Annotated in this window: 24 protein-coding genes; 10 read left to right on the forward strand and 14 right to left on the reverse strand. The window is 45.7% G+C overall.

Annotated features, from left to right (window positions below):
* Positions 1 to 1,872 (forward strand): methyl-accepting chemotaxis protein, encoded by a 1,872-nt coding sequence (locus tag NL646_RS03530; protein ID WP_020842326.1) that lies wholly within the window; start codon positions 1 to 3, stop codon positions 1,870 to 1,872.
* Between the two features lie 46 nt (positions 1,873 to 1,918).
* Here the strand turns inward: NL646_RS03530 and NL646_RS03535 are convergent, their stop codons facing one another.
* The 3 genes from NL646_RS03535 to NL646_RS03545 all read right to left on the reverse strand — a co-directional run bounded on the left by NL646_RS03535 (position 1,919) and on the right by NL646_RS03545 (position 4,644).
* Positions 1,919 to 2,248 carry a hypothetical protein gene (locus NL646_RS03535; RefSeq protein WP_020835034.1) on the reverse strand — a complete coding sequence of 110 codons (330 nt, stop codon included), beginning with the start codon at positions 2,246 to 2,248 and terminating at the stop codon, positions 1,919 to 1,921.
* A 215-nt stretch (positions 2,249 to 2,463) separates the two neighbouring features.
* Positions 2,464 to 3,621, reverse strand: a complete 1,158-nt coding sequence (locus tag NL646_RS03540) for an amino acid permease (protein ID WP_005462067.1) — start codon at positions 3,619 to 3,621, stop codon at positions 2,464 to 2,466.
* A gap of 711 nt (positions 3,622 to 4,332) precedes the next feature.
* On the reverse strand, positions 4,333 to 4,644 hold the full coding sequence (locus tag NL646_RS03545; protein ID WP_025627987.1) for a hypothetical protein: 312 nt from the start codon (positions 4,642 to 4,644) through the stop codon (positions 4,333 to 4,335).
* A 143-nt stretch (positions 4,645 to 4,787) separates the two neighbouring features.
* Here NL646_RS03545 and NL646_RS03550 point away from each other — a divergent pair, with 143 nt between their 5' ends.
* Together NL646_RS03550 and NL646_RS03555 are read left to right on the forward strand one after the other, a co-directional pair.
* Positions 4,788 to 5,123: a helix-turn-helix transcriptional regulator gene (locus tag NL646_RS03550; protein ID WP_005462056.1), complete on the forward strand. Its 336-nt coding sequence runs from the start codon at positions 4,788 to 4,790 to the stop codon at positions 5,121 to 5,123.
* Between the two features lie 65 nt (positions 5,124 to 5,188).
* The gene (locus NL646_RS03555) at positions 5,189 to 5,947 is read left to right on the forward strand and encodes a hypothetical protein (RefSeq protein WP_253663858.1); all 759 of its coding nucleotides are present in this window, start codon (positions 5,189 to 5,191) and stop codon (positions 5,945 to 5,947) included.
* Between the two features lie 76 nt (positions 5,948 to 6,023).
* Here the strand turns inward: NL646_RS03555 and NL646_RS03560 are convergent, their stop codons facing one another.
* From NL646_RS03560 to NL646_RS03590, 7 genes are all read right to left on the reverse strand, one after another.
* Entirely contained in the window at positions 6,024 to 6,770 is a 747-nt protein-coding gene (locus tag NL646_RS03560; RefSeq protein ID WP_017447865.1) for a phosphatase, read from the reverse strand.
* Positions 6,771 to 6,795: 25 nt separating this feature from the next.
* Positions 6,796 to 7,530 carry a nucleoside/nucleotide kinase family protein gene (locus NL646_RS03565; protein ID WP_253663859.1) on the reverse strand — a complete coding sequence of 245 codons (735 nt, stop codon included), beginning with the start codon at positions 7,528 to 7,530 and terminating at the stop codon, positions 6,796 to 6,798.
* A gap of 9 nt (positions 7,531 to 7,539) precedes the next feature.
* On the reverse strand, positions 7,540 to 8,058 hold the full coding sequence (locus tag NL646_RS03570; protein ID WP_005462031.1) for an MltR family transcriptional regulator: 519 nt from the start codon (positions 8,056 to 8,058) through the stop codon (positions 7,540 to 7,542).
* A 59-nt stretch (positions 8,059 to 8,117) separates the two neighbouring features.
* Positions 8,118 to 9,389 carry a zinc-binding dehydrogenase gene (locus NL646_RS03575; protein ID WP_029840801.1) on the reverse strand — a complete coding sequence of 424 codons (1,272 nt, stop codon included), beginning with the start codon at positions 9,387 to 9,389 and terminating at the stop codon, positions 8,118 to 8,120.
* Positions 9,390 to 9,436: 47 nt separating this feature from the next.
* A complete protein-coding gene (locus tag NL646_RS03580; RefSeq protein ID WP_015313003.1) occupies positions 9,437 to 10,861 on the reverse strand; it encodes a PTS mannitol transporter subunit IICB in 1,425 nt (474 codons plus the stop codon).
* Positions 10,862 to 10,873: 12 nt separating this feature from the next.
* Positions 10,874 to 11,317, reverse strand: coding sequence for a PTS sugar transporter subunit IIA (locus NL646_RS03585; protein WP_005487743.1), 444 nt, complete (start codon positions 11,315 to 11,317; stop codon positions 10,874 to 10,876).
* Between the two features lie 432 nt (positions 11,318 to 11,749).
* On the reverse strand, positions 11,750 to 13,507 hold the full coding sequence (locus NL646_RS03590; protein ID WP_253663860.1) for an SgrR family transcriptional regulator: 1,758 nt from the start codon (positions 13,505 to 13,507) through the stop codon (positions 11,750 to 11,752).
* Positions 13,508 to 13,996: 489 nt separating this feature from the next.
* Here NL646_RS03590 and NL646_RS03595 point away from each other — a divergent pair, with 489 nt between their 5' ends.
* Both NL646_RS03595 and arsB read left to right on the forward strand, forming a co-directional pair.
* Entirely contained in the window at positions 13,997 to 14,338 is a 342-nt protein-coding gene (locus tag NL646_RS03595; protein ID WP_024703322.1) for a helix-turn-helix transcriptional regulator, read from the forward strand.
* A gap of 84 nt (positions 14,339 to 14,422) precedes the next feature.
* Entirely contained in the window at positions 14,423 to 15,478 is a 1,056-nt protein-coding gene (gene arsB, locus NL646_RS03600; RefSeq protein ID WP_253663861.1) for an ACR3 family arsenite efflux transporter, read from the forward strand.
* Positions 15,479 to 15,520: 42 nt separating this feature from the next.
* On the opposite strand, the gene NL646_RS03605 is transcribed toward arsB, so the two are convergent.
* Positions 15,521 to 16,300 (reverse strand): helix-turn-helix transcriptional regulator, encoded by a 780-nt coding sequence (locus tag NL646_RS03605; RefSeq protein ID WP_025557904.1) that lies wholly within the window; start codon positions 16,298 to 16,300, stop codon positions 15,521 to 15,523.
* Positions 16,301 to 16,321: 21 nt separating this feature from the next.
* Positions 16,322 to 16,855, reverse strand: a complete 534-nt coding sequence (locus NL646_RS03610; protein WP_025557905.1) for a YbhB/YbcL family Raf kinase inhibitor-like protein — start codon at positions 16,853 to 16,855, stop codon at positions 16,322 to 16,324.
* A gap of 188 nt (positions 16,856 to 17,043) precedes the next feature.
* Between NL646_RS03610 and NL646_RS03615 the strand changes: the two genes are divergently transcribed.
* Complete coding sequence (locus tag NL646_RS03615) at positions 17,044 to 17,835, forward strand: PhzF family phenazine biosynthesis protein (protein WP_140069735.1); 792 nt, start codon at positions 17,044 to 17,046, stop codon at positions 17,833 to 17,835.
* A gap of 93 nt (positions 17,836 to 17,928) precedes the next feature.
* On the opposite strand, the gene NL646_RS03620 is transcribed toward NL646_RS03615, so the two are convergent.
* Positions 17,929 to 18,957 (reverse strand): lactonase family protein, encoded by a 1,029-nt coding sequence (locus tag NL646_RS03620; protein WP_253663937.1) that lies wholly within the window; start codon positions 18,955 to 18,957, stop codon positions 17,929 to 17,931.
* Positions 18,958 to 19,502: 545 nt separating this feature from the next.
* On the opposite strand from NL646_RS03620, the gene NL646_RS03625 reads away from it, so the two are divergent.
* The 4 genes from NL646_RS03625 (at position 19,503) to NL646_RS03640 (ending at position 24,403) form a co-directional block, all read left to right on the forward strand.
* Complete coding sequence (locus tag NL646_RS03625) at positions 19,503 to 21,134, forward strand: methyl-accepting chemotaxis protein (protein ID WP_015312995.1); 1,632 nt, start codon at positions 19,503 to 19,505, stop codon at positions 21,132 to 21,134.
* Between the two features lie 293 nt (positions 21,135 to 21,427).
* Positions 21,428 to 22,375, forward strand: coding sequence for an HlyD family secretion protein (locus NL646_RS03630; protein ID WP_253663862.1), 948 nt, complete (start codon positions 21,428 to 21,430; stop codon positions 22,373 to 22,375).
* 4 nt (positions 22,376 to 22,379) lie between these two features.
* Entirely contained in the window at positions 22,380 to 23,306 is a 927-nt protein-coding gene (locus NL646_RS03635) for an ABC transporter ATP-binding protein (protein WP_253663863.1), read from the forward strand.
* On the forward strand, positions 23,306 to 24,403 hold the full coding sequence (locus NL646_RS03640) for an ABC transporter permease (RefSeq protein WP_021487033.1): 1,098 nt from the start codon (positions 23,306 to 23,308) through the stop codon (positions 24,401 to 24,403). The genes NL646_RS03635 and NL646_RS03640 overlap by 1 nt, the downstream gene beginning before the upstream one ends.
* 109 nt (positions 24,404 to 24,512) lie before the next feature.
* Here NL646_RS03640 and NL646_RS03645 read toward each other — a convergent pair whose 3' ends face one another.
* The gene (locus NL646_RS03645) at positions 24,513 to 24,884 is read right to left on the reverse strand and encodes a hypothetical protein (RefSeq protein ID WP_005482732.1); all 372 of its coding nucleotides are present in this window, start codon (positions 24,882 to 24,884) and stop codon (positions 24,513 to 24,515) included.
* Positions 24,885 to 24,900: the final 16 nt, after the last annotated feature.

Raw genomic sequence — 24,900 nt, forward strand, 5'->3', positions numbered from 1 at the left:
ATGAAATTCAGACATAAGGTTGTCACCGCCTCTTCAATTTTGCTGCTAATTACTGTGTCGCTACTATCGACGCAACAAGTTATGACGATTCGTTCTCAAACTCAGGAGCACATCAATTCAAGCGTTAAAGAGATTTTGACCAGTGTGAGCAACACCGTTCAATCCGAAATGAACGCGAAGAAAGATCTCGCACGCTCGATCACAGAGATCATAGAACTATCGCCAAACGACCGCACATACGTAAAAGACATTCTTGAAAAGCCAACTCCGAAATCGAGCTTCCTAGCGATTGGTTTTGGTTACGAAAGTAATGGCTTCGTGATTGAAAACGACGACGGTTGGGATGCAGGGCCTGATTATGATCCTCGCCAACGCCCTTGGTTTATCGCAGCCAAAAACAAAGGCGATTTGGTGGTTACCGACCCTTATGTTGATGCTTCATCTAAGAATGTGATCATCTCTGTTGGTACGCCAGTAAAACAAAACGGTCAGTTCTTAGCGGGCATGTTTTACGACCTAGAGCTAACTACCCTTTCCGACCTAGTTAACCAAGTGAACCTGTTTGATGCTGGTTACTTGTTCTTAGTCACTGACGATGGCACGACGATTGCGCACCCGCAAAGTAAGTACAACGGTGAAAAGCTCAATAGTTACCTACCGCAAGTTGACTTAAATAAGGCGACTCAACACATCGAAGTTGATAACAATCCTTACATGGTTAGCCTTACTCATATCCCAAGTGAGAACTGGTACGTGGGTGCAATCATTGATGAAACGGCAGCTTACTCAGTGGTTGGAGAGCTACGTAATAGCGCGATCATTTACTCAATCATCGCTGTACTTGCTTCAGTTATCGCATTAACACTTCTGATCAGAACTCTAATGCGCCCGCTAGATACACTAAACACGGCAATTAAAGACGTCGCATCTGGCAAAGGTGATTTAACGCAACGCCTAGAAACCGACACCGATCAGGAGTTTTCTGAGCTAGCGAAAAACTTCAACACCTTCATGGAAAATCTTCAGCAGCAGATCATTGAATCGAAATCGATCTCTGATCAGATTCTTACTGGCACTCAAATCACGGCAGAAGGCGCACGCGACTCCGCTGGTGCCATTCAAACTCAGCTTCAAGAATTGGAGCAACTGGCAACCGCAATGCACGAAATGTCTGTCACCGCGACAGAAGTTGCGAACAACGCACAAGGTGCCGCAAGCGCTGCTAAAGAAGCCGATCAAGCAACCATTGAAGGTTCATCAGTCGTGAGCGAATCAACACAAACCATTAATATGCTCTCAGACAGCATCGATTTGGCTGTTGAAGAAGTTCAAGTGTTAGAGTCAGCAACAGCAAACATCGAAACGATTCTTAAAGTTATCAACGATATTGCAGACCAAACCAACCTACTTGCATTGAATGCTGCAATCGAGGCTGCACGCGCAGGTGAATCTGGTCGTGGTTTTGCTGTAGTGGCCGATGAAGTTCGCACACTGGCACAGCGTACACAGGAATCGACAACAGAAATTCGCAGCATGATTGAGCAGCTACAATCTGGCGCGTCTTCAGTGGCAAGCGCGATGCATCAAAGCAAAGGCAGTGCTGTAGAAGCGGTAGAAAAAGCCGATTTGGCGAATGATGCGCTACAACGCATTCGTGATGCGATTCAACGGATCTCAGACATGAACTTGCAAATCGCCTCTGCGGCAGAAGAGCAAAGCCTTGTTGCGGAAGAAATCAACAACAACACGGTCAATATTAAAGACCTATCCACTCAAGTTGCTGATTCTGCAAACCGCACTAACGAAGCGATGCAATCTCAACACGACAATGTACGCAAGCAGGATGAAATCCTAAATCGCTTTACGGTTTAGGTCTTTCATCAACAAAAACAGCGAGCCTAGCTCGCTGTTTTTGTATCTATAGTTTTACATGGATATATCGGTCACTTGAACGACGATAATAATGGTCATCCACTTTTAAATACGTAAAGTTACCAATTTGAATGTAAGTGCTATTACGAGGAATGCGGTCGTAATAGTAGTATTGGTGCCTTGGCGGCCTTGGGTTCACCACAATCACATCATGATGTCGGTGTTTATGCTTGTGCTTACGTTTATGGTGGTGATGGTCATGATGATGCTCGTGTTTATGACCGTGTCTGTGTTTTGGATCTGCCATCGCTTCCGCACTGAACACACCCAAAGACAGCATAACGCCAACCATGGCAACAGATAATTGCTTTGACACAACGATTCCCCTTATCGATATAACTATCACTATATTAATCAGCATCTGCTTACCACATGTCAGTTGTTCGCTAAGGAGTATCACCTCTCGGTCAGAGCTTATGAACAATTATCAGCACGACGTCAAAGCCGTCATCTCTCGTAAAACTTATGTCATTGCCATTAAAAAAGCCGCTCGTTTTTCAACGGGCGGCTCATGTATTCAATGTGCTTGCATTACACAGCTTGTGCAAATAGTAGGAAGCAGCCAAACAGGAAAATCATACTCATGCCCATCACACCGCCACCAGCTTCATAAACGCTGTTGTCTTCGACAGGTACACGGCGCACTTTCATTGTCATCGACAATGGAACAAAAACTGCCAAGAACACAAGAATAATGCCTGCGTAGCTTAAAATTGCTAAGAAATGTTCCGGGGCAAATACAGCACCAAGTAGCGGCAGAATAAATGTGGTGACGAATACCACTGGCTTGCTGGTTTTGAGCAAGTCCGCGTTTTGGTCGTAAAGCGCCATTGCCACACCCAAGAATGAAGTTAGCAACGCCAAACCAGTAAACATGGACAGAATAAACTCCAAGCCATTGTACTGTTGACCAAGAACCGAGATCAGTTCAGTGACGTTTGAGTACTGTACCAGCTCATGTGGCGGCAAGTTACCCACAACCGCAAACAACCACAATAGGTAACAAACCAAAGGAATCGTAGAGCCGACAACGATCATGTTGCGCAGCTGAGTTTTGCTCGCTTCTTTGTTGTAAGTCACCAACGAAGGAATGACGACCATAAAGCCAAAACTGGTGAATAGCACAGAACTGGTTTTGATCAGTGCCATTTTGTCGCTACTAACGACTTCGTTTAGGCCTTCGAATGAAACACTAGGAGCAAGGGCAAACAGCGTTAAAACAAGTGCAACAATCATACCGATAAACAGACCACGGTTCAGCTTGTCGACCACACCAGTGCCAGCAGAAACAATCAGACCCACTAAGATAGTAAAGCCAACTTGGCTAGAAACAGTGGAAACAGAAAGGCCGACTGATGCCGTGATTTTTTGCACTAGATCGCCAGCGCCAATGATGTAAGCCATCAATAGACAAACAAGCAACGCGTAAAGCAGGCCATTAGTCACTAACTGACCGCCTTTACCCAGTGTTTCGCGGGCGATTGCGTTCATACTTACGCCACCACCGACTTTGCAACTCGCTTCAAGTAGAAGCAAAGCGGCATAAGTGGTTCCAGCCCAGATGAACAACATAAGAAGAGTGCCCCAAAGGAGGCCAAATTGAGCAAGCACCATAGGTATGGCAAGCATACCGGCGCCAAGAGCAGTACCTGCAACGATCAGGGAACTGCCGACAAGTTTTAGGTTCACGGTTAATACCTCTAAATTCAATCCGTTTATCTCTCGCCAGCTGTGCAGCATCCAAAGCACAGACGCAAAACGACCCTACTTCTCTCTTAGCCAGAAAATGGATACAAGAACCCCTGTCACAAGAAACATGCAGAAAAAGGTGGTTAGTTCAATTGCACATGAATGAATCGGGAGTCGTTTTGGGCGATGTTAATGGTTGATGAGATGTGACAACTTTGGGTTCGAAGCAAAATCGTTCATCTGGAATCATCAACCCCATTCTTTATGAATGGATTTGGTTCGAAAAAGATTGTAAGGCATAACTAGGACGATTGAAAAGCAAAAGGTCAGTCTTACAGCGATATATTTTAACAACCCTTTGATGGAGCAATAGATATGTTGCTATTTTCATCGCTAGTTAGTCTTTTATCGCTTAATGAGAAAAAGAACGTGCTGGAGCGCTCAATTATTGGCGTGTGTACAAATTAATTTACAGTTTAGATTAAGGTATTAGATTCCAAGGACGTAGCCTAGATCAGACAATATCGCTATTATTCGCTGCGTACCGACTCGCTTCGGTTCACATACCTCTAAACACTGATTTACGGTTCGAAAATTTAGGTAAATGAGTGTCCGAATGCTGGGTGTGGTTCCCCAGCATTTGCATCCCTTCTTTGTTTATTATTCCCTTTATTCAACACAATCCAATCGTTGACGATATTGTGCAATGCGTTAGCACGCTCTATCTAGCGCTTCAATGGCATAAGTTAGTTCTGATAGCCCCATATCAGCTATCTGTTTCTCGGTATCACTCATGCTTTCATACGCCAACAGCAGCTCACTTTCGGCTATAGCCTCACGGTGAAGATAAAGCTCTTTATAGCCCATCAGACGATGCTGTGACTGCCGAGTCAATGTCACAACATTCTCTTTTGAAGCGCGGTGTTTCTCATCAATTTCATTCAGCAGCTGATCTAAAATGCGTTGCATTTTGCGAATAGAGACTTTTGCTGTAATTGATTTATATGACTGATGCTTTTCCATTTTTATAAGAACTGACTGAAATAATTGCACATTTAATTAGAACGCCATTCTTATACCCTTTTTAAAATCGGGTAAAGATAGGGTGGTTAAAGTGGTCCACTTCTTGCGTTGATCAGGTCAAAACTGTCCTATCTGGAGAAGCCATGCACGTAGACCCTATCGTTGAAGCGCTCATTATTAGACGAAAAGAACACGGTTTGTCGCGTGAACAAATGGCAAATATCGCAGGAATGAGCGTCAAAACCTACCAACGCATCGAGCGAGGAGAATCGGATCTCAAACTTTCGCAATACCGCTCTATTTTGCGCTCTCTAAATCTGACTGACCTCGATATCGCGCTCGATATTAGAGGGATAGAACACGTGACCGCAGAAGATTTGGTGACGGTTGCTCGGCTGCTATCACCTGAAGCACAGTCCCTACTGGTGCGCCTCTTATCTCTAGTACTTGAACAACGCTCAGATCCTAACGCTTCCTAATTGTTTCGCTCTGTTATACTTATGTTTTGAGCACCCTACTCTCCAATATCAAGGGGAGGCGTTTTATGAACTACATATCAATTTTCAGAGGGCTTGCGACCAGTGTGTTTGTCATGATACTTGGCACAACAACATTACAGGCAAAACCTCATCCGCAACATTCGGTGAAACCCATTACTCAACCGGGCAATAAGCACCACAGTCATCCTGTAAATCGTCCGGAGCGACCGATTCGGCCGCCGCATCGCCCTTCACACGACTACAGACCGCCTTACTACCATCGTCCACCCGTCGTAATAAGACCGCCACGATACCATTCCTCTTTCATTTATGTGCGACCTGGTTATTGGTATCCACCTTATCGTGGTCGTTATTACTATTACCATAACGATCTGGTTGGCATCGCTACGTTTGCGATTTTCGCTGGAGTGACCTATGCCATTGTGCAAGACGCCTATTATCAACAGCGCGGCAGTCGTTACGTGTATGTCCAAAACCCACCAGCCGGAAATTACACAGTCATCAGTGGTAGTGATGTTTTACCTAACTCAGCGTCAACAACAACGAACTTAAGCACCGTGACAAACTCACCCAACTCTTATTCTGCCTCTCCTAACCAAGTGAGCACCACGACAACAGAGACAAGCAAAACGATCACTAAGAAAACCCCAAGTCCTTATAAGCTTGGCGAAATTGTTGACTCACTTCCCCACACCAAGCAGACGGTAGTGATAGACGGGCAAAGCTATTTCAAATACCAAGACACATGGTTTGCGCCACTTAGGACAGATCGTAAATATGTAGTCGTTGAGTCACCTTTGTAAGTAAGCAAGTTTGTACATAACTAATACAAACCCCGCCGATTGGCGGGGTCTACTTCTGATTATTCATGCACATACATCAGTAAAACGCGTCGAACTCAGGAATGCGCGGTTTACCTCTGAGTAGTAAGAACTTCAAGAAACGACGGGTTGAAGTCGTTAGGATTTTGTCCTTCTCCACGCCATATTTTTCCAGCAATTCGATGGCGAGATCCAGTTTTGAAATCTCTTCGCAAAAGTGCGCATCAGAGCCGGTACTGAAATACACGCCAATCTCTTTTCCTAAGGCAACAATTTGATCACAGCGCGCATCACTGCCCTTTCGGCTCTTGCCTGTGAGAGACGTATTGTTCACCTCAATCGCCACATTGTGGGATTTAGCGCAACGCAACACTTGCTCCATATCAAATGGGTAATTGGGATTACCTAAGTGCCCTAACACGTCCACTCTGCCACTTTTAATGACGTTAATTAGCGCGGCAGTGTGCTCCGCTTCGGTTGCGGGTCTAAAAACGGGCTCATGAAAGCTAGCAATTACCCAATCAAGATGTTGATCAGAGGAAAGCGGAAGATCGATCTCGCCTTTGACGTTTAAAGTGTTGGCTTCAACGCCACGGAGAATACCGACCTCATGCAAAAAGCGGGGCAAAATTCTTTGATTGTTGAAGTGCCAGTAGTGAGGGGCTCCTGGCATTTCGGGAGCATGATCGGTGGTACAAAGAAGTTTTAACCCCTTATTCTTGGCTGCCAATGCGTTCTCTAAAATGGTGCTGTAGGCATGTCCACTGGCAATAGTATGGGTGTGGCTATCAACGACGATATCCATGGTGACCTCCTAATTTGTGGACAAATTATCGAATTTCGAACGAACCGTTTTGATTGAGAAACAGCGTGAGATCCGCTGGAATTGAGTGATTTAAAACCTTATCTACATTTACGGCATCTGAGTTTAAATAAAACGCTAATGCGGCTTCTGGTGCGGTGCCACCACGAATCTTACGGTTTACTAAGCGTTCTTGCAGAAACTCAGGCTGTGTATCGACGAAGACGGTAAAATCTGCCAAACGATGCAGTTCATTCCACACAGGTTCATTAAGCAGTAACCAATTCCCCTCAACCACAACAACATTGCGATTCACTAAAATGGCGTCGTCGACTGGATCATGCAAATTGCGGTCGTAGTAAGGCCATTTCGGATCTTTCACTTTGAGCTGTTTGAGCTTGTCGATAAGCTCAGTCAGATTAAATGTTTGATAGGCCCCCTTAATACTGCGCAGAGACACGAGCTCGCCACCTCGTTCAATCGTATTGTTGTCGAGGATCTCATTTGGATAATGGAAACCATCAAACGGCAGCACTTGTAAAGGCTCTTGGCTTTCATCTTGTTCCGACAAGTATTCCCAGAACGCAGCGAGTGTCGACTTACCGCTGCCCGGAGGTGCACACAAGAACACCACTATGCGTTCCTGCTTCTCATGGTAGAGGCGAGTAAATTTTTCGATAAGAGGCTGATGGATTCGTTTTACGTCGGCATCGGGAAAGGTTGCTTCGGTTTCGAAGCCACTGACGTTTAAATTCACTTTCATGGTGAACCCTTACTGATTGATTTCCTCTTCGATTCTTTCTATCAACATTTCACACGACAGCTTGAGCACTGTTTTGATGAGAGATTCGTATCTCATTTGCGAAAAGGACTCAAACGAAGAGAACTTTAGCTGATTGATCGACTCAAGATAAAAGCAGTCTTGCTGAGAAGAGAGTACCGCTTGGTTTTTGATGAAGTCATAAATCACATCATCTGTAAACGCGATCTTTTCAGGCTGAGTAACCACATACTCCAATACCTGATCGTACAAGCCAATGTCTGCATAAGTTTGTAATGAGATTTTTCCCATCGCAAACATCAACTTGGAGACAACATCGGTCGTGACCAATGGCCCATCTTCTCTCAATAACGGATCCACAGCATACTCCTTCACTAAGTCGTCTTGGACGAACACACTCGGAAGTAATGCTTTTAACTTGAGGTTAATTATTTTGTTAGAAACCTGAAGAAACGCAGTGGCATTTTCACACTCATCCAATTTCTCCAGTAACTCGTCTTCACGTGACAACGTCTTATGACCTCTCCATTATGTGGCAGCGCAAAGGCTACCACACATGTTCGTTGCAACTAAACCGTTAAGCTCACGTCATAAAACTCAAGTAACGCTTTTTCTGCATGCGCGTTCCACACATAGTTGTTCGCGCACAAAATCGCATCGAGTTCCGCAAAGAACGGGTCTTGGTCTGCCAACGATAAAAAGTCATCAATCGCCGTCAATGGCAGGTCAATATGTGGGTAAATCAACTTCTTACCGCCCGGAATATCCAACTGATTCAGAATCGTATGTGGCGCAGCTTGTAAGCCACCAACATGTGTGATCATGAACGATGGATTGATCTTGCCTTGCGAGGAAAGCTCAATAGATTCCACCATGTCACCCTTTGAACCACCGGACGTCCCTACAATATGGGTTGATTCGTAATGCACGTTGTAGAAGTTAAACGGCACTTTGAAATTCTTATCCGTTGGGCCTGCAAAGAAGTTGAGGCAGCCATCATTGCCAAGTAGCTCATCGGCTTGTTCTAGCACTTGAGCAACCGCCGCGTAGACCATTACATCGTCGTAGCCTTTGCCACCGTTGAGTGCTTTGAGATACGCGACCGGATCGTCTATTTGAGCGGTATTCACGTAGTGCAGTTCTACGCCCTGCTCTTTAGCTTTTGCAACCGGAATGAGGCTTTCAGCTCGGTCTAAACGCGCAGCGTCGATGTCAGTAACCACCACCAGCGTTGGCTTTACAGGGCCGTTGATCGCGTAGTCAATTGCACCAATCCCCATTGGGCCAGCACACGCCAAAAGCGCTAACGCACCACCTTCTTTAATGCCCATATCGTGCTCGTACACGTATTGCGTGGTGTGGTAGCTCGCATGGTACGCGCCGATAATGCAAGACATTGGCTCAGCAAGCGACGCATCAGCAAAGTAATCGCCGTGGTAAGGCAGCACGCAGCCTAGGTCGATAGCGATTTTAGGAATAATGGAATACGTCGCGTTGCCACCAAATGTCTCATAGCTATAGCCCGCGGAGTAGCCTGTTGGTAAGCCCATGGCAGGTTGCAAAACAAAGTAGTCACCAGCTTTGAATTGATCTTTTAGATTCTCACCAACTTCAACAATAACACCTGCGTATTCATGACCTGTCATCACTGGCACTTCGTCAATGTTTTCAGGAACGCGTTTGTGTTTGCTACCTAACAATGCTGCTTTGTAAGTGGATAGACAAATGCTGTTTGAAATGTTTTTAACCAGAAGTTCGTCGGCTGAAATGTTTGGTAAATCAAAGGTTCTTAATTGAACGTTTTTCTCACCACAGATAACCGCTGCCGTTGTTTTTACCATGATTTTTCTCCTAATTGGGGCGATACCTGCCGCCCCAAACTGCATTGTTAGGCTGGTTGCTCAGTCGCGACCGTTTGTTGCTTAATCTTATCCATCAGCTCGTCAAGCGCTGGGTCGTTGAGGAAGTTCTTGAGCGTTACGACTGGTAAACCTGTCGCGTTGACTGCGCGGCTTTCTAAGCTCTCGTGTGTCACGACGATATCGGCTTCACTCGGGACTTTCTCGATGGCAAAGTTCTTCACTTCAATCTCTATCCCAGCTTGTACCAGCTTGCGTTTGAAGGTCGATGCGCCCATTGCACTAGAGCCCATACCCGCATCACATGCGAATGCGACAAATGAAATTGGCTTGCTCAGTTCTTGCGTCGTCGCAGCTGCAACTGGCTTAACTGCGCCTTCCGCTTTCATCTCTTTCATGTCAGAAACTGATTTCTCAAACTCGCTTTCTTTTTCTTCTGATTTGCTCACTTTCAAAATCGCACTTGCTACTAAGAAAGAGACAATCGTTGCACTTGTCACACCTGCGATGGTCGCGATGAAGCTACCTTTCGGAGTAAGAGCAAGGTAAGAGAAGATAGAGCCTGGACTTGGACCCGCGACCAAACCGGCATCGAATAGATTGAAGGTTGCGATGCCTGTCGCCGCACCAGCAATCATTGCCACAATCATGATTGGTTTCATGAGTACGTATGGGAAGTACAACTCATGAATACCACCAAAGAAGTGAATGATGATGGCACTTGGCGCAGAACGTTTAGACAAACCCTGACCAAACTTCGCGTAGGCCAGCAGCATACCAAGACCAGGGCCTGGGTTAGACGCCACCATAAAGAAGATGGACTTGCCCGTTTCTGCGGCCGCTTGCAGGCCTAGTGGGTAGTAAATGCCTTGGTCAATGGCGTTGTTCAGAAACAGCACTTTTGCTGGTTCGTTAATGATCGCTAACAAAGGCAGGAACCCCGTTGCAACCAACGCTTCAATGCCTGATTTCACGAACAAGTTTGCTGCGGTGACTGAAGGGCCAACAATCTCGTAAGCGAACAAACACAACAACATACCGACGATACCCAACGAGAAGTTGTTGACCACCATTTCAAAACCAGAAGGTATGCGGTGTTGAATACGTTTATCCACTTGCACCACAACCCAAGCGCTCAGTGGGCCCATGATCATTGCGCCAACAAACATCGGTATGTCAGCCCCGACAATCACGCCCATCGTACCGATAGCCCCCGCTACCGCGCCGCGTTTTTCACCAACAATCTGACCACCAGTGTAACCAATCAAAAGTGGCAGCAAGTAAGTGATCATTGGCCCCACGAGTTCGCCAAAGGCTTCGTTTGGCATCCAGCCCGTAGGAATAAAGAGTGCAGTAATAAAGCCCCAAGCGATAAAGGCTCCGATATTTGGCAGCACCATGGCGGTCAAATGACCTCCGAAGGCTTGCACATTGGCTCGCATGTTTGCTTTCACGTTATGTTCCTTTTAGTATGCTTTTATTATGTCTAGCACTTGTTCTTTGGAAGAGGCCTGTGCCAGTTTTGCAATGTTTTCTTCATCCACAAACATCTCGCTCAACGCTTGAATCACCTCAATGTGGGTATCAGAGTCTTTCGCAGCTAAGGTAATAAGAATATTGGCCGGACCGAGCTCCGATCCAAAATCAACAGGTGATGGGAAAATATGGATGCCTAAGCCTGTTTTTAAAACGCCAGTTTCAGGTCGGGCATGAGGCATAGCCAATCCAGGGCATAACACATAGTAAGGACCGTTTTCTTCCGTTGAACGGATGATCGCATCAGCATAGTGCTGGGAGACGTAACCTTTATTTTCTAGGTATTGAGTGGTCTTTTTAACCGCATCTTGCCATTGGTAAGCGCGATCATTAATTACATCTACTAGTTCGTGGTCGATTAACTCGTACAGCATATTTAACCCTATCAACAATTCGTCATCTGATGGGTTAATTATCAATAACAGAGTCCCAACCGCGCAACCGAGCTACTTTTGCGCTTCGAATCACACTTTAAAGCCTGTCAATTTGTTTAAATGGACAGATCTCAAAAATCTCACACGTAAAAAATCTACAAATTTTATTTGAGCAACAAGTCAATAGACGAATTTTGAATACAATCACTTTCTCGACAATATTCTTAAAGTTACATTATTTAAATCAGATCACATTAGACCTATTGACTCGATATAATTCGTGATTAATTTCAAAGTTCATTTCGAGCTATTTCTTGATGGCTCGCACTCAAACGTAGATAAACATCACATTTGTTGGCTAGAAGAAATAAAAACGTCACTGGCTTTCACCAAATTGCAGACACAAAAAAACCGCCATTCAGGCGGTTTTGATCAGTCCGCAGACCAAACGGATCGAATGTCTGGCCATCCCCAGTTTGTGAGTGCGACATCTTCCAAGACCCCTTGAAAACGTAGCGTCTGAGTATGGTGGAACATCGGTGCAATCCAATATTCGCTAATCAATGTGGACGCGATCGGCTCTAACGCGCTCAGGTAATCTTCAAGCGGTGAAAATGCACGGACATTTTCCATTTGAGCATCCAACCACGCCGCATTTTGCGCCCCTAAGGTGTGGTAAAGCACAGCATTGCTAAAGAAGTTGCTAAACGCAGACGCATGACGGTTATCGTCCAAGTTGATATTGGTGACAACTAAAGTCTCATCAAGCGTGCCGTTTTTGGCTTTCTCGCTCAGTTCTCGGTAGGAGTACATAACGATCTCCACTCGGCTGCCCGCACGCTCTAAACGCGAAGAAATCGCTCGCGCGCACCGGCGTAGCGCCGTGTAATTGTACCCTGCGATGGTGATCAGCTTTGGTAACTTGACCGCATCTCCAAATGGGCGCAACACCGGCTTCCAGTTTGGCAACAAGTTATAAGCAGCGACGCTACCGAAATTGATCTTTTCGCTCTTCATCACTTCGGCTAACTGCTCCGGTCGAATCAAATCACTGATGTATCGGCGCTGAGCCTGAGACAAAGCGTGCTTCGCATGATGGTTAAACAGTGCGAACAAACAACCGTCTTCCGTTCGACTGCGTTTGCTCGCTGGGGACGTTTCACTGTTCGGTGTCGACATGTAGTGACCGCACATGTCATCAACAAGGACTGGCTGTGGTTGCAGAGTATTCGCAGCGAGCGATGGGTTCTCCATCTTTTCATCGTTGACGATCCAGATCGTCACCAAATCCGTTAATACTCGACACGCGTAATAGCCATCAAACGCTTGCAGTTTCAAACGGTTTTCACTGTGCTCAACGACGGAAAATGGACCACTCCCCACCACCAACTTGTTGTTCGCAACGTTCACCTGACTCACGGGCTGAATGCCATATTTCACGCCAGAAATAAGCCCAGCAAAACCCAAGTCAGGTCGGTTAAGTGTAAACACCACTTTGAGAGGATTGGGCGCAGTCACGTTTGCCACATGCGCGAGTTCTTTCTCGTAGTATTCTAGTGAGCTCAATTTGGCAAACAAACTCACCACCGTGTCGGCATCGATTGTGTTTCCATTATGGAAGGTAAGCCCGGGGCGAAGGTAAAACGTCCATTTGAATTTTTGCTCATCGTATCGCCAATGGTGCGCCAGCTCTGGTTTTACGCGCCCGTAATAATCACTTGATACCAAACAGCAATAAATTTGGCGTAGCAAAAAGCGCTCACTGCTTCGCTGCAATTGATGAGGAACAACACGCTCGAACATGCGTTTGTAGGTCAGCTGAATATTGAGCCGCCCCTCTTTTACCGATGCGCCCGACGTTGTTTTGAGGAGTCGCCCAAATGCGGCTTCATCTTCATCCAGAATCGACAGCGCTTTCTCGTACTTACCAAGCTTGATTCGCTCTAGTGCAAGGCTTTCTTTCAGCGCGCTGAGTTCAACGTTTAACAACAATGTTGAACGTTGGTTCCGTCCCGGTTTTGGTCGCCAACTTAACCATGCTATCTCTTGCATCTGCGCCAGCAAACTGCGCGCATGACGAGGCGAAGTAAACAACAAATCGGCGATTTCTTGCAGCGTGGTTTTTGCTTCATTACCAACACCAAAAGAGAGCAAGCGTTGGTAATAACGAAATAAGTTGAGATCAGACACCGCACGTACCTTAACTCTAGGAGGTCATTGAATAGGCGTATTTTACTGAACTTGGCGGCAATAAAATAAGAAAACTTCCAAACACTTTGTTCCCCTTTTACTAGCATTTCGTCCCTATATTGTAGGAAAAACCCACCTATTTGGTCTTATCAGGAATAAAGCGAAGAAATCTACTCTCTTTTTTACCTCCCCTTTTTTCACCATACTGATTTGACTAGCAGGAAATATAGAAAATTGCTCATAACCTAACCCCCAAGCAGAACTTAGCTCCTGATACCACACCCCCAATGCGTCGTATCTTTAAGTTCTGCTTTTTTACTTGCTGCCATTTGACCGAATTCTTTGTTAGTCCACCAAATATTTGCGGGACATCATCCCTTCCCATTTTTTGACGTCGATTATCTTCAATTCTCCTTTCAACAGTTGCGCCTTAGAAAAAGCACACGTACACTTAATCGTAATTCGACGATTAACTATAAAGGTCTGCTCATGAGCAACAAATGCAGCGAAACGTGCCAAATTGCTTTTGAAACCACGCAACAACAACTCGATAAAGAACAAGCACTCGCCGCTCAAGCGAAAGCGCTGTCTCATCCAGCTCGCTTACGCATTCTGCATATTCTTCACACTTTAGACACCATGGGTGGCTGCTTAAATAGCGATTTAGTCTCTGAGTTAGGTTTAGCGCAATCGACTGTATCAGAACACTTACGCATTCTAAAACAGGCCGGGTTTATCAGTGCAGAACCCAACCCGCCAAAGGTTTGTTACCGTATTCAACGTGAAAAACTGAACGCGTTTAACGCTCAGTTTTCCGGTTTATTTAGCTAAGACACGTTGCGCGCTTTCCACGCGCGCAAAGATAAACTATAACTTAATACATCGCCTTTCGACGATAAACGAATAGGGACCACTATGACGACTGAAGTTTTAAATAGTGCCAGTGAAAAAATGAGCTTTCTTGACCGCTACTTAACGGTCTGGATTTTTGTCGCAATGGCCATCGGCGTGGGGATAGGCGCAGTCTACCCGCAAGTAGCAGAATGGAACGAAGCAATGTCCGTTGGTAGTACAAACGTACCGCTCGCCATTGGTTTGATTTTGATGATGTACCCACCACTCGCCAAGGTGAACTACGGTCTATTGGGAACGGTAACGAGAGATAAAAAGGCCATCACGCTGTCTCTGGCTATGAACTGGATCGTCGGTCCAATCCTGATGTTCGTTCTTGCCTTAACCTTCCTTGGTGATCATCCGGGTTACATGGTTGGCATTATTTTGATTGGCCTTGCACGCTGCATCGCTATGGTTTTAGTGTGGAATGATATTGGCGGCGGCAACAAAGAATATGGCGCGGCCTTAGTGGCATTAAATAGCGCATTTCAAATTCTGACTTACAGCGTTATGGCTTGGCTATTCATCACGGTACTTCCACCATTCTTTGGTTACGAAGGTTTTGTGGTTGATATTTCCATGGGTGACATTGCAGAAAGCGTATTGATTTACTTAGGTATTCCGTTCCTTGCTGGTTTTCTCAGTCGTAAGTGGTTAGTCGCTGCAAAGGGTGAGAAGTGGTACAACGATGTGTTTATTCCTCGAATTTCACCCATTACTTTGATCGCTTTGCTCGCCACCATCGTGCTGATGTTCAGCCTCAAAGGAGAGATGATTTTACAACTGCCAATGGATGTATTCCGCGTGGCAGTCCCACTAGCGATCTACTTCGTAGTGATGTTTTTTGCCAGCTTCGTTATCGGGAAGAGAATGGGCATCCCCTACGATAAAAATGCCTCCATCGCATTTACGGCAACGGGTAACAACTTTGAGTTGGCCATTGCGGTTTCCATTGCTGTATTTGGCCTGAATTCCGACCAGGCATTCGCTGGCGTAATTGGCCCGTTGATCGAAGTTCCGGTTCTGATTGCTTTGGTTAACGTCGCACTGCGGATGAAAACCAAATACAAAAGCTAAAATGGGAAACATTGAGACCGAGCCAAATAGCAATGTTAGGTACTAACTGGCAACGGTTTTGATGTACTCGCTGGGCGTTAAACCAAACTTGCCTTTAAAGCGTTGGCTAAAACGCCCTTCCGATTGATAGCCACACAACTGCGCGAGCAACGCTACGTTATACGCACCATTTTGCATCAGGTAGAGTGCGTGATTTAAACGCACTTCTGCCAGCACTTCCCGATACTGAGTACCCTCTTGCTTGAGTTTGCGTATCAACGTTGCTCGGCTCATAGCAAAGCGCTCAGCTACCCGTTCCAAAGGATGGTCATCGCCCGGAAAGCGTGACAAATAGCGACTGAGTTTTTCGCTAAAAGAGGTGTTCGAGCTGGTAAAAAGTCGATGCAATAATCCCCTTTCCGCTAACTGCTGATACAACCCCAACACCCAATAACGTTGCGTCGCTTCACTCAAGCTTTCTTGCTCAAAAGAAAACAGCGCATTCAGCGTCGCTTGCAATGCTTTATCTGTCTCCACCGCGGGTACATTTTCGCCAAGCGCATTGCTCATACTCAGCTCCAGCATGTCATCACTCGGCACGCAGTGAAAGCTGAACATTCGAGAGAGAAAACGCCCTTGCTGAGGAAGGTTTTCAAAATTCAGCGAAGCGTTTGCTTCACAAAGCATGATATTAGGATGAAGAATATCGAACGCTTCGTCTTTCCAAAACAGACGCTTACTCCCTTTAATGATCTGGATAATACTCGGGGAATGAATCCGAACGTTACGCAGCTTTTGCTGCTGCTCCGCACGAAACAGCGTCACTTGATATTGATGCCCCATCTTCTCCCCTTAAGTATTTCTTTATCGCGTGTAAGTCGCGGTTAACTGCGCGTTATCCAATGCGACACTATTCAACGTAAATCCCACAACCGCCGCTGGCGTGTTCTCATCCAAGTTCAACTTATCACTCGGCAACGCCCATACGGTAAACTGGTAGCGGTGCATACCATCTTTTTCTGGAGGACATGCGCCGCCAAAACCAGTAGTACCGTAATCGATACGAGACTCCTTACCGCCGAGCTTACTGATATCAACGCCACGAGGCAGCTCGTTAACCGAGGCTGGAATATCAAACGCTATCCAATGCCAAAAACCACTGCCTGTTGGTGCATCAGGATCGTACGCGGTAATCGCAAAACTTTTCGTACCCTTTGGAACGTCTTTCCACATCAGTTGTGGAGACTGGTTCGCACCATCACATCCCCAACCTGAATATTCAAATGTCTTCGCCATTGGATGACCTTCTTGAATATCTTTGCTCGTTAGTTCAAAAGCGTGGGCAGAGCCGATAACCAAAACGCTGAGGGCCAAAACAGACTTGTGAATCGCTTTCATGTGCTTATTCCTTTCAATGAGTTCAATTCAAGTCTATTCATCAACCCAAGCCAAGATACATCAATAAGTATCACAAAACATAAAAGCACCGTCTATTTTGATACTTTAAGATTCAAACATAAATTTCTTATTCTCTGAGTTGCATCTGGTTTATGCTAACCAACCGCTCAGAGAACAAGGAAGACAAAATGGAACTGGATATCTACGTCGTTGACGCATTTACAGACACGCAATTTAAAGGCAACTCAGCAGCAGTCGTACCCTTGCAAGAGTGGTTAGAACCAGAGCTGATGCAAAACATTGCAGCGGAAAACAACCTCTCTGAAACCGCGTTTGTTAAAACGATTGGAACGAATCAATATGAAATACGCTGGTTTTCACCACTTACAGAAATCGACTTTTGTGGACACGCAACGCTCGCCGCTTCTATGGTGTTGTTCGATCAACTCGGCGTTACAGGAAGTATTGAGTTTCACACATTAAAAGTGGGCACCTTAACCGTAATTAAGAACGCACTTGGCAAGATTGAAATGACATTTCCGACAAGAGCACCACAGCCCGTCGACGCCATTCCTACGCAATTAATTGAGGGATTAAACTGCGAAGTAACACATGTACTGCTTAGCCCACAAGCTTACTTCGTCATCGTGGAAGATGAGCAAACCGTTTTCGATGTTCAATATCGATCCGACCAACTGAAACAACTCGCTCCTTACGATGTCGTCGTCACATCAAAAGGCAGTCAATACGACTTTGTATCTCGCTACTTTTGGCCAGCGAACGGCGGAGATGAAGACCCTGTCACAGGATCAATCCACGCAGGCTTAGCACCATATTGGGCGCAAGAGCTCGGCAAAGCATCTTTAGTGGCGAATCAAGCATCAGCACGTGGTGGCGTTCTGTACTGCGAAGTCAAGGAGGATTACGTCAAAGTATCTGGTGATGGTGTGTTGTATATGAAAGGCAAAATTTACGTCTAACTGTACGTTGAAGAGTGGCGTTAACTGTTTTTATCCTTGAGAGCCTAGCCGCCCGCTAGGCTTTTCTATTTCCTGCTGCTTCTGCGTTAGTCGTTACAAAGGTTGTTCGACAATACATACTGGAGAGCCTATCCCACAGTCATAACCCGTTGCAGTAATTTCACCTGTTTGAGGATTGCGACGAAAGCTCACCACATCGTTGGAATGTTGATTGGCAACCAACAACCACTTTTGATCACGAGACAACACAAAATCTCTTGGAAAAACCCCTTCACAGTGAATGTCTGCTCGCCTTTTTGGCGTATCGCCAGACACATCAAACACACTGATTTTGTTCTGAGCTCGGCAAGAGACATACAAAAACGTTTCATCTTGCGAAAGACGAATCGCCGCCGCCGCTTGCTGATTCTCTTCCCCTTCTAATAATTCTGTTTGATTCGAGATAAGCCATTTATCTTGGTGCTTAACCAGAACAATCAAGGTTTCTGACAGTTCGCAAACCACATACGCTGTCGACTCTTGTTGGTTAAACACCACATGGCGCGGTCCCGAACCTGCGGGCAAATGAATCACTTGCGACAGTGAAAAATCCGGCGGCTGGGCATCGTAATCATAAATAAGGACGCTATCGCTGCCTAAGTCTACGACAACCAATTGATGACTGTGCTTTAAAAACGTGACTTGATGAGCGTGAGGAGAAGTTTGGCGCTCTAAATTCGGCCCGCATCCATCAACGTATAAATCCGCCAATAAACCAAGCGGTTTACCATCGCGATCCAATTGAAATACGCTAACATTTCCAGAGCCATAATTAGCAACCGCCAACAACGGTTCTTTGATATCCAAATGACACGGATAATCGCCATTAATCGGCAAAGAGACGGATTCACTACCGCGAAAAAACGCGAGCTCTGCACCTTCATTTCTATCCATTTCGCTAAACGTATACAGCCCGTGTTCGGTAGTCGTGAGATAGGACGGATTACGTTGAACTACAACATCGTCAAGCCGAGTCAGTTCACCCGTTTCAGTGTTCAACGATAGACGCGCAATGCCCGTGCTCGTACTCGGTGGGTTGGTGTAAGTGCCAATATAAAAATGCACGTGACCAGTTGTTGTCATGGATGGCCTTATATGAGTGATTCGCATTATTCAACACCTTGCCTATTGTCATGGCAGACCGCAATCCATTTTACGAATCAGCCACTTAAAATGTGAAGCAATTGCTCATTTAAAACCGCAACGACATCGCCATTTGCAGTTAAAGTAGTTTGGCGTTTTAAACAGTATGTCAGCCTTGAGCATGAAAGCCTCGACTTACGGTTACTTTCAAATGTTATATTAAAGACGAAGAATGTATTTTATGTTCAAGATCTAAGTTTCATTAGCAAACGCTATAATAAGAAACAAAAAATCGGGATAAAATAAATAATAATCATGTAACAGTTAATTTTCCTATAAACACCAAATTGAAACACATCATTAATTTCCATTTATTTATAAATTATAATTAATTTTATAAATAACAAGGATTTATTTTAATTATGAACATTTAGATTACGACTTAATTTTATTCACGATAAATTTATTTGAGACATTAATCACACTATATTTCAAATCTCAGTAATAGACTCCGAGCCTTTCAAACCCCCATTATCAGTGAGTCTATGAAACTTTCTAATTTAAGTATCAAGTATAAAATCAGTGCGCTGATTTTGATCATTTCGTTATCTGTTATCGCTCTCTCCGTTTTCTTTACATCTGAAATCAAGATGATAGAAGGAAAACTTACCGTATTTTCTGAAACCACCGTACCTAGCGTATTGCTCGTAAAAAATACCGAAATTGAACTCGGAATTTTAAGAAAGGATGAATTCTCTTTATTAACCAATGTGAATCACCCTCAATTCATGGAATGGGTAGCCGGATTAGAAAAATCTGAACAGAAAATTGATAAATATCTAGACCAATATGAGAAAGGACTATGGGATCAACGCGACCGAGACGCTTTCAATAAAGTAAAAAGTGCCTGGGTTAAATACAGTGCGTTTAACAATGAATACGCGAAGTTGCTATTGAACAATAAAATCGATGAAGCAAATGAAACATTGTTAAACGGATTTTCTACATTCACACAATTATCCGATGCGATTCGTGATTTAGTGGAACTAAACCAAACCTACGTACAAGAAGATATTGCTAGCGCTCATGAAGCAGTGCGCAGCGCAATCACCTACAGCATTATTGCTATCGTCGCGCTATTGGCATTGAGTTTTACGCTAGGCCTATTCCTAACCAAACAGATCTGCACACCACTAAATTACGTGGTAAACATGGCGTCGAAAATCGCGTCAGGCGACCTAACTTACCAGCTTCCACGTAACAAAATTGGTCATGATGAGCTTGGCACCTTGGCAGATGCCTGCGTTGATATGCAAGCGAAGTTGCTTACTTTGGTCGACAGTATCTCGTCAACCACAGCTCAAGTAGGCACCGCCATTGAAGAAGTGAGCGCGATTTCCGAACAAACTTCAACCGGCATGGATGAACAACAAGTTCAGCTAAACCTTATCGCAACAGCAATGAACGAGATGCAAGCGACAGTAAATGAAGTCGCCAGTAACACCGAAGCCGCGTCAGAAACAGCAAACAGTGCTTCTCACGATGCGAAAGAAGGCCGCGGTGTCGTTCAAGAATGTATTAACCAAATCCACGAAGCGTCATTGGCGATTCAATCGGTTGGCAACATGGTGACAGAACTGGAACAAGATGCGTCTAACATTAGCGTTGTGGTTGACGTTATCCAAGACATCGCGGAACAAACCAACTTGCTTGCGCTTAACGCTGCCATTGAAGCTGCGCGCGCAGGTGAACAAGGCCGTGGTTTTGCCGTCGTAGCGGATGAAGTGAGAACGCTAGCAAGCCGCACTCAAGCTTCAACCGAAGAGATCATCACGATCATCTCTAAACTGCAAAATTGTTCGAAGAGTGCCGTTTCAGCAACGAACAACAGCAGCGATTTGATTCAAGAGTGCGTTGAGCAAGCACAAAAAGCCGGTGCAACCATCGACCAAATCGAAAAAGGCGCAGATAACATTGCTGAAATGAGCATTCAAATTGCGAGTGCTTGCAGCGAGCAAAGCTCGGTAACAGAAGAGCTGCATCGCAACGTGGAACACATCAACCAGTTCTCTAGCGAAGTGGCGACAGGTTCACGCCAAACAGCAATTGCATGTCGCGATTTAAGTGAGCTGGCGGTAGGTCTACAAGAGATCGTCGGCCAATTCAAAACGGCATAGTCACTAACGTCATTCTTATCTATTCAAGCCCAGCGATCATCGCTGGGCTTTTTTAATGTCATTTGCCGATAAAAACCGGAGCTTGGTCAAGGTTCTTTAAATTGAGGCCTTCATAGCCCACTTCCAACGCTAAGCCTCTCTATTTAAAAAGAATCGCTTGTAGATAAAATGCTAAGCTCTAAAAAGAAATCGTTATGGATGGCGGTTAGCGACGGGTTGGCGGGCTCAATCAACACGCTCCCGTTCGCAAGTTATCTATTCATGCATTACTTCTTCAAAGGAAGCACCGCACTATGAAGCGAATCATTTTTGGCACATTGATTATTGCCCTTTTAAGCGCCTGTTCAAAAGATAACACGCACCAAGCGCTTGGTACCCTAGAGCGTGACCGCGTAACATTTACTGCCACATCTAATGAGATAATTAGAGCCCTTCCAGTCAAAGAAGGCAGCTTGGTCAGTGAAGGGGAAGTGTTGGTTCAGCTCGATACTAAGAATCAACAAGCAGTTCTTGCACACGCCGTCGCCGAGCAAGCCAAAGCGGGAGCGTATTTGCTTAAATTGACCAATGGTGAACGCCCAGAAGACATTGCAGCCGCATCGGCTCGCGTAGCCCGAGCGGAAGCGCAGCTCACCGAAGCGCAGAAAAACTATCAACGCAAAGCCGAACTGGTGCGTAAAAAGCTCATCAGCCAATCCGAAAAAGATTCCGCTCTTGCGGCAAGGGACTCGGCGAGAGCCGAATTCGACTCAGCAAAAGAAGAGTTCAGTAAGCTCACCGCAGGTTCTCGCCTCGAAGACATCGAACAAGCTAAAGCCGCTTTAATGGCGGCAAAAGCCGAAGTAGCGTTGCAAGAGCAAAAACTGGCAGAACTCACCATCACGGCCACGCGTGACGGTACGCTCGATAATTTGCCTTACAATCTTGGCGAACGCGTACCAGTGAACGGTGTGGTTGCCGTGATTCAAGCCAACCGCGTGCCGTATGCGCGAGTGTATGTTCCTGCCGATTATCGAATCGGGTTTATTCCTGGCAAAACCGTGACGGTAAATGTCGATGGCCTTGAGAATCCATTACAAGGCACCGTTCGTTGGGTGGCTAGTGAACCTTCATTCACGCCCTACTTTGCACTAACCGAAGAAGAACGTTCACGATTGATGTATCTAGCAGAAGTTGATTTACCTGAGTCTGCAAAAGCGTTGCCGTCCGGTGTGCCTGCCCAAGTAGATTTGGTGGAGTAAGCCAATGACCGAGTATGCAATTCAAGCTCAAAATGTGATCAAGAAGTTCGGCGACTTTACTGCTATCAATAACATCACACTCAACGTGCCCAAAGGCAGCATTTACGGATTTTTGGGGCCAAATGGCTGTGGTAAGTCGACCACCATTCGTGTGCTCACCGGCCTTCTCAGCCCCAGCGAAGGCAGTGTGGATGTGCTTGGATTAGAAATCCCAAAACAATCCGAACAACTGCGGCTCAAAATTGGCTACATGACACAAAAGTTCTCGTTGTACGACGACCTATCCGTTCAAGAAAACCTCGAATTTATTGGGCAAATTTTTGGTTTAAGCAGCAAGTCGCTGAAAGAGCGGATCGAAGAGCAGCTCACCACTTACGGGTTGGATCAATTGCGAAAACAGCGCGTAAGCGGTATGAGTGGCGGTCAAAAGCAGCGCCTTTCACTCGCCGCCGCGACCATGCACAAACCCGAACTGCTATTTTTGGATGAGCCGACATCCGCCGTTGACCCCGAAAATCGACGCGATTTTTGGGAGCAGTTGTTCGACTTGAGCGATCAAGGTACGACGATTTTGGTCACCACGCATTACATGGACGAAGCGGAACGCTGCCACCGTCTGGCGATCATGGAATCGGGCGAAATTCGTGCTGATGGAGAACCCGAACAGTTAATGGAACAGATGGGCGTTAATATCATTGAGGTGAAAGCCGACAAACTTCGTGAACTCAAAGAAAAGCTGATTCAACGTGACGAAGTTCGCTCTGCGGCGCAGTTGGGGATTCGTTTACGCATCCTTATCCACCAGCATGTCGAGCAGCCGATTGAATGGTTAAAGCAGACGTTTCCTGAACTTCAAAACGCTGAGATGAACCACGCTCGCCCAAGCTTAGAAGATGTTTTTGTCAGCGTGACAGGGAAAGGCCGCCAATGATGAAACCTATCGCTCGCATGAAAGCCGTCATGATCAAAGAGATTCGCCAACTTTCCCGTGACCGAATCACGTTTGGCATGGTGGTGATGATCCCGCTTATCCAGCTTTTGCTGTTCGGCTTCGCAATCAATACGGACATTCGCAACATTCCGGTAGGTGTTGTCGACCAAAGTGGCAGCACCGCCGGGCGGATCATTACCCAGTCCGTCAAAGTCACTCAAGTGGTGGATATCAAAGAAACCTATGCCACCGCGCAAGAGGCTGAACAAGCGATTCAAGATGGTATTGTGCGCGCCGTGCTGATTTTGCCAAGCGATCTCACACAACGCATGATGCAAGGTCGAGAACTTGGGCAATGGATTGTGGATGGGTCAGATACCATGATCAGCTCGGCAATATTGTCGTTGCAAACCATGCCATTAACCGATTTTGATTTCGAGATTCGCCCAGAGCCAAGCAAAACATTCGAAGTCGCACTCTACTACAACCCAAGTCGGCGTTCTGCGGTCAACATCGTACCCGGCTTACTCGGTGTGATTCTCACCATGACGATGATTTTGTTCACCAGTGCCGCGATTGTACGAGAACGTGAACGGGGAAATTTGGAGCTATTGATCACCACGCCCATCCACTCGATAGAGCTAATGGTGGCGAAAATCGTGCCGTATATCTTTGTCGGCTTAATTCAGGTTTTCATCATTCTAGGGCTGGGACATTGGATTTTCGGCGTACCGATTAACGGTGCAATCAGCCAAATTCTGTTTGGAACCTTGTTGTTTATCGCCGCCAGCTTAACTTTAGGATTGGTCATATCCACCATCGCCACAACACAGCTTCAAGCGATGCAAATGACGGTGTTCATTCTTCTGCCTTCGATTCTGCTGTCTGGATTTATGTTCCCTTACGAGGGCATGCCAGTCGCTGCACAGTGGATTTCAGAAGCCCTGCCCGCCACTCACTTTATGCGCATGATTCGAGGCATTGTGTTGCGAGGGGCGGATCTGATGGACTTATGGCGAGATACCCTTTGGTTGCTCGGGTTTACCGTATTTGGATTGGTCGTCGCGTCACTAAGGTTTAAGAAATCGCTCGATTGAAGTTGCTCATTTTTCTCTTCCGTAGAAACAAAAATAGCCTCGACAAAGAGGCTATTTTTGTTTGGAAATTTGAATGTCTTGCAGACAATGCTCAATGGCACGATTCGGTTTAGTAATATTCACCAAAAGAACAATCGCGTAAGTCAGAAATGCTGTAGTTCTTCAACGAGTTAATTTTGAAGTTAAAAACCACTTCTTTACATACCATCCCGTCTCGGTCGGAATAGGTGATGAACCCTTCACTGTAAGCACGTTTGCCATCAGAGGACTTAACATGCGCAGCAAGCTCTAAATGCCCTTTGTGAGCTTCTACGCGGTTCATCATTTCAAACACATCCATCCACTCTTCGCGATTTGCCATTTGTATCAACATGGATTTGGCCTGTGTTTCCAACTGCTGCGGATACACGTAATAACGGTTGTAACCAAAGTATGCGCACATCAGTAATAGAACGAGTGCAAATGAGGTTGTTCTTGTCATGCAAGCTGCCTCTTGT

The organism is Vibrio sp. Y20_XG_PY13 (assembly GCF_024181925.1).
In the GTDB taxonomy this organism is placed as follows: Bacteria; Pseudomonadota; Gammaproteobacteria; order Enterobacterales; family Vibrionaceae; genus Vibrio; species Vibrio parahaemolyticus.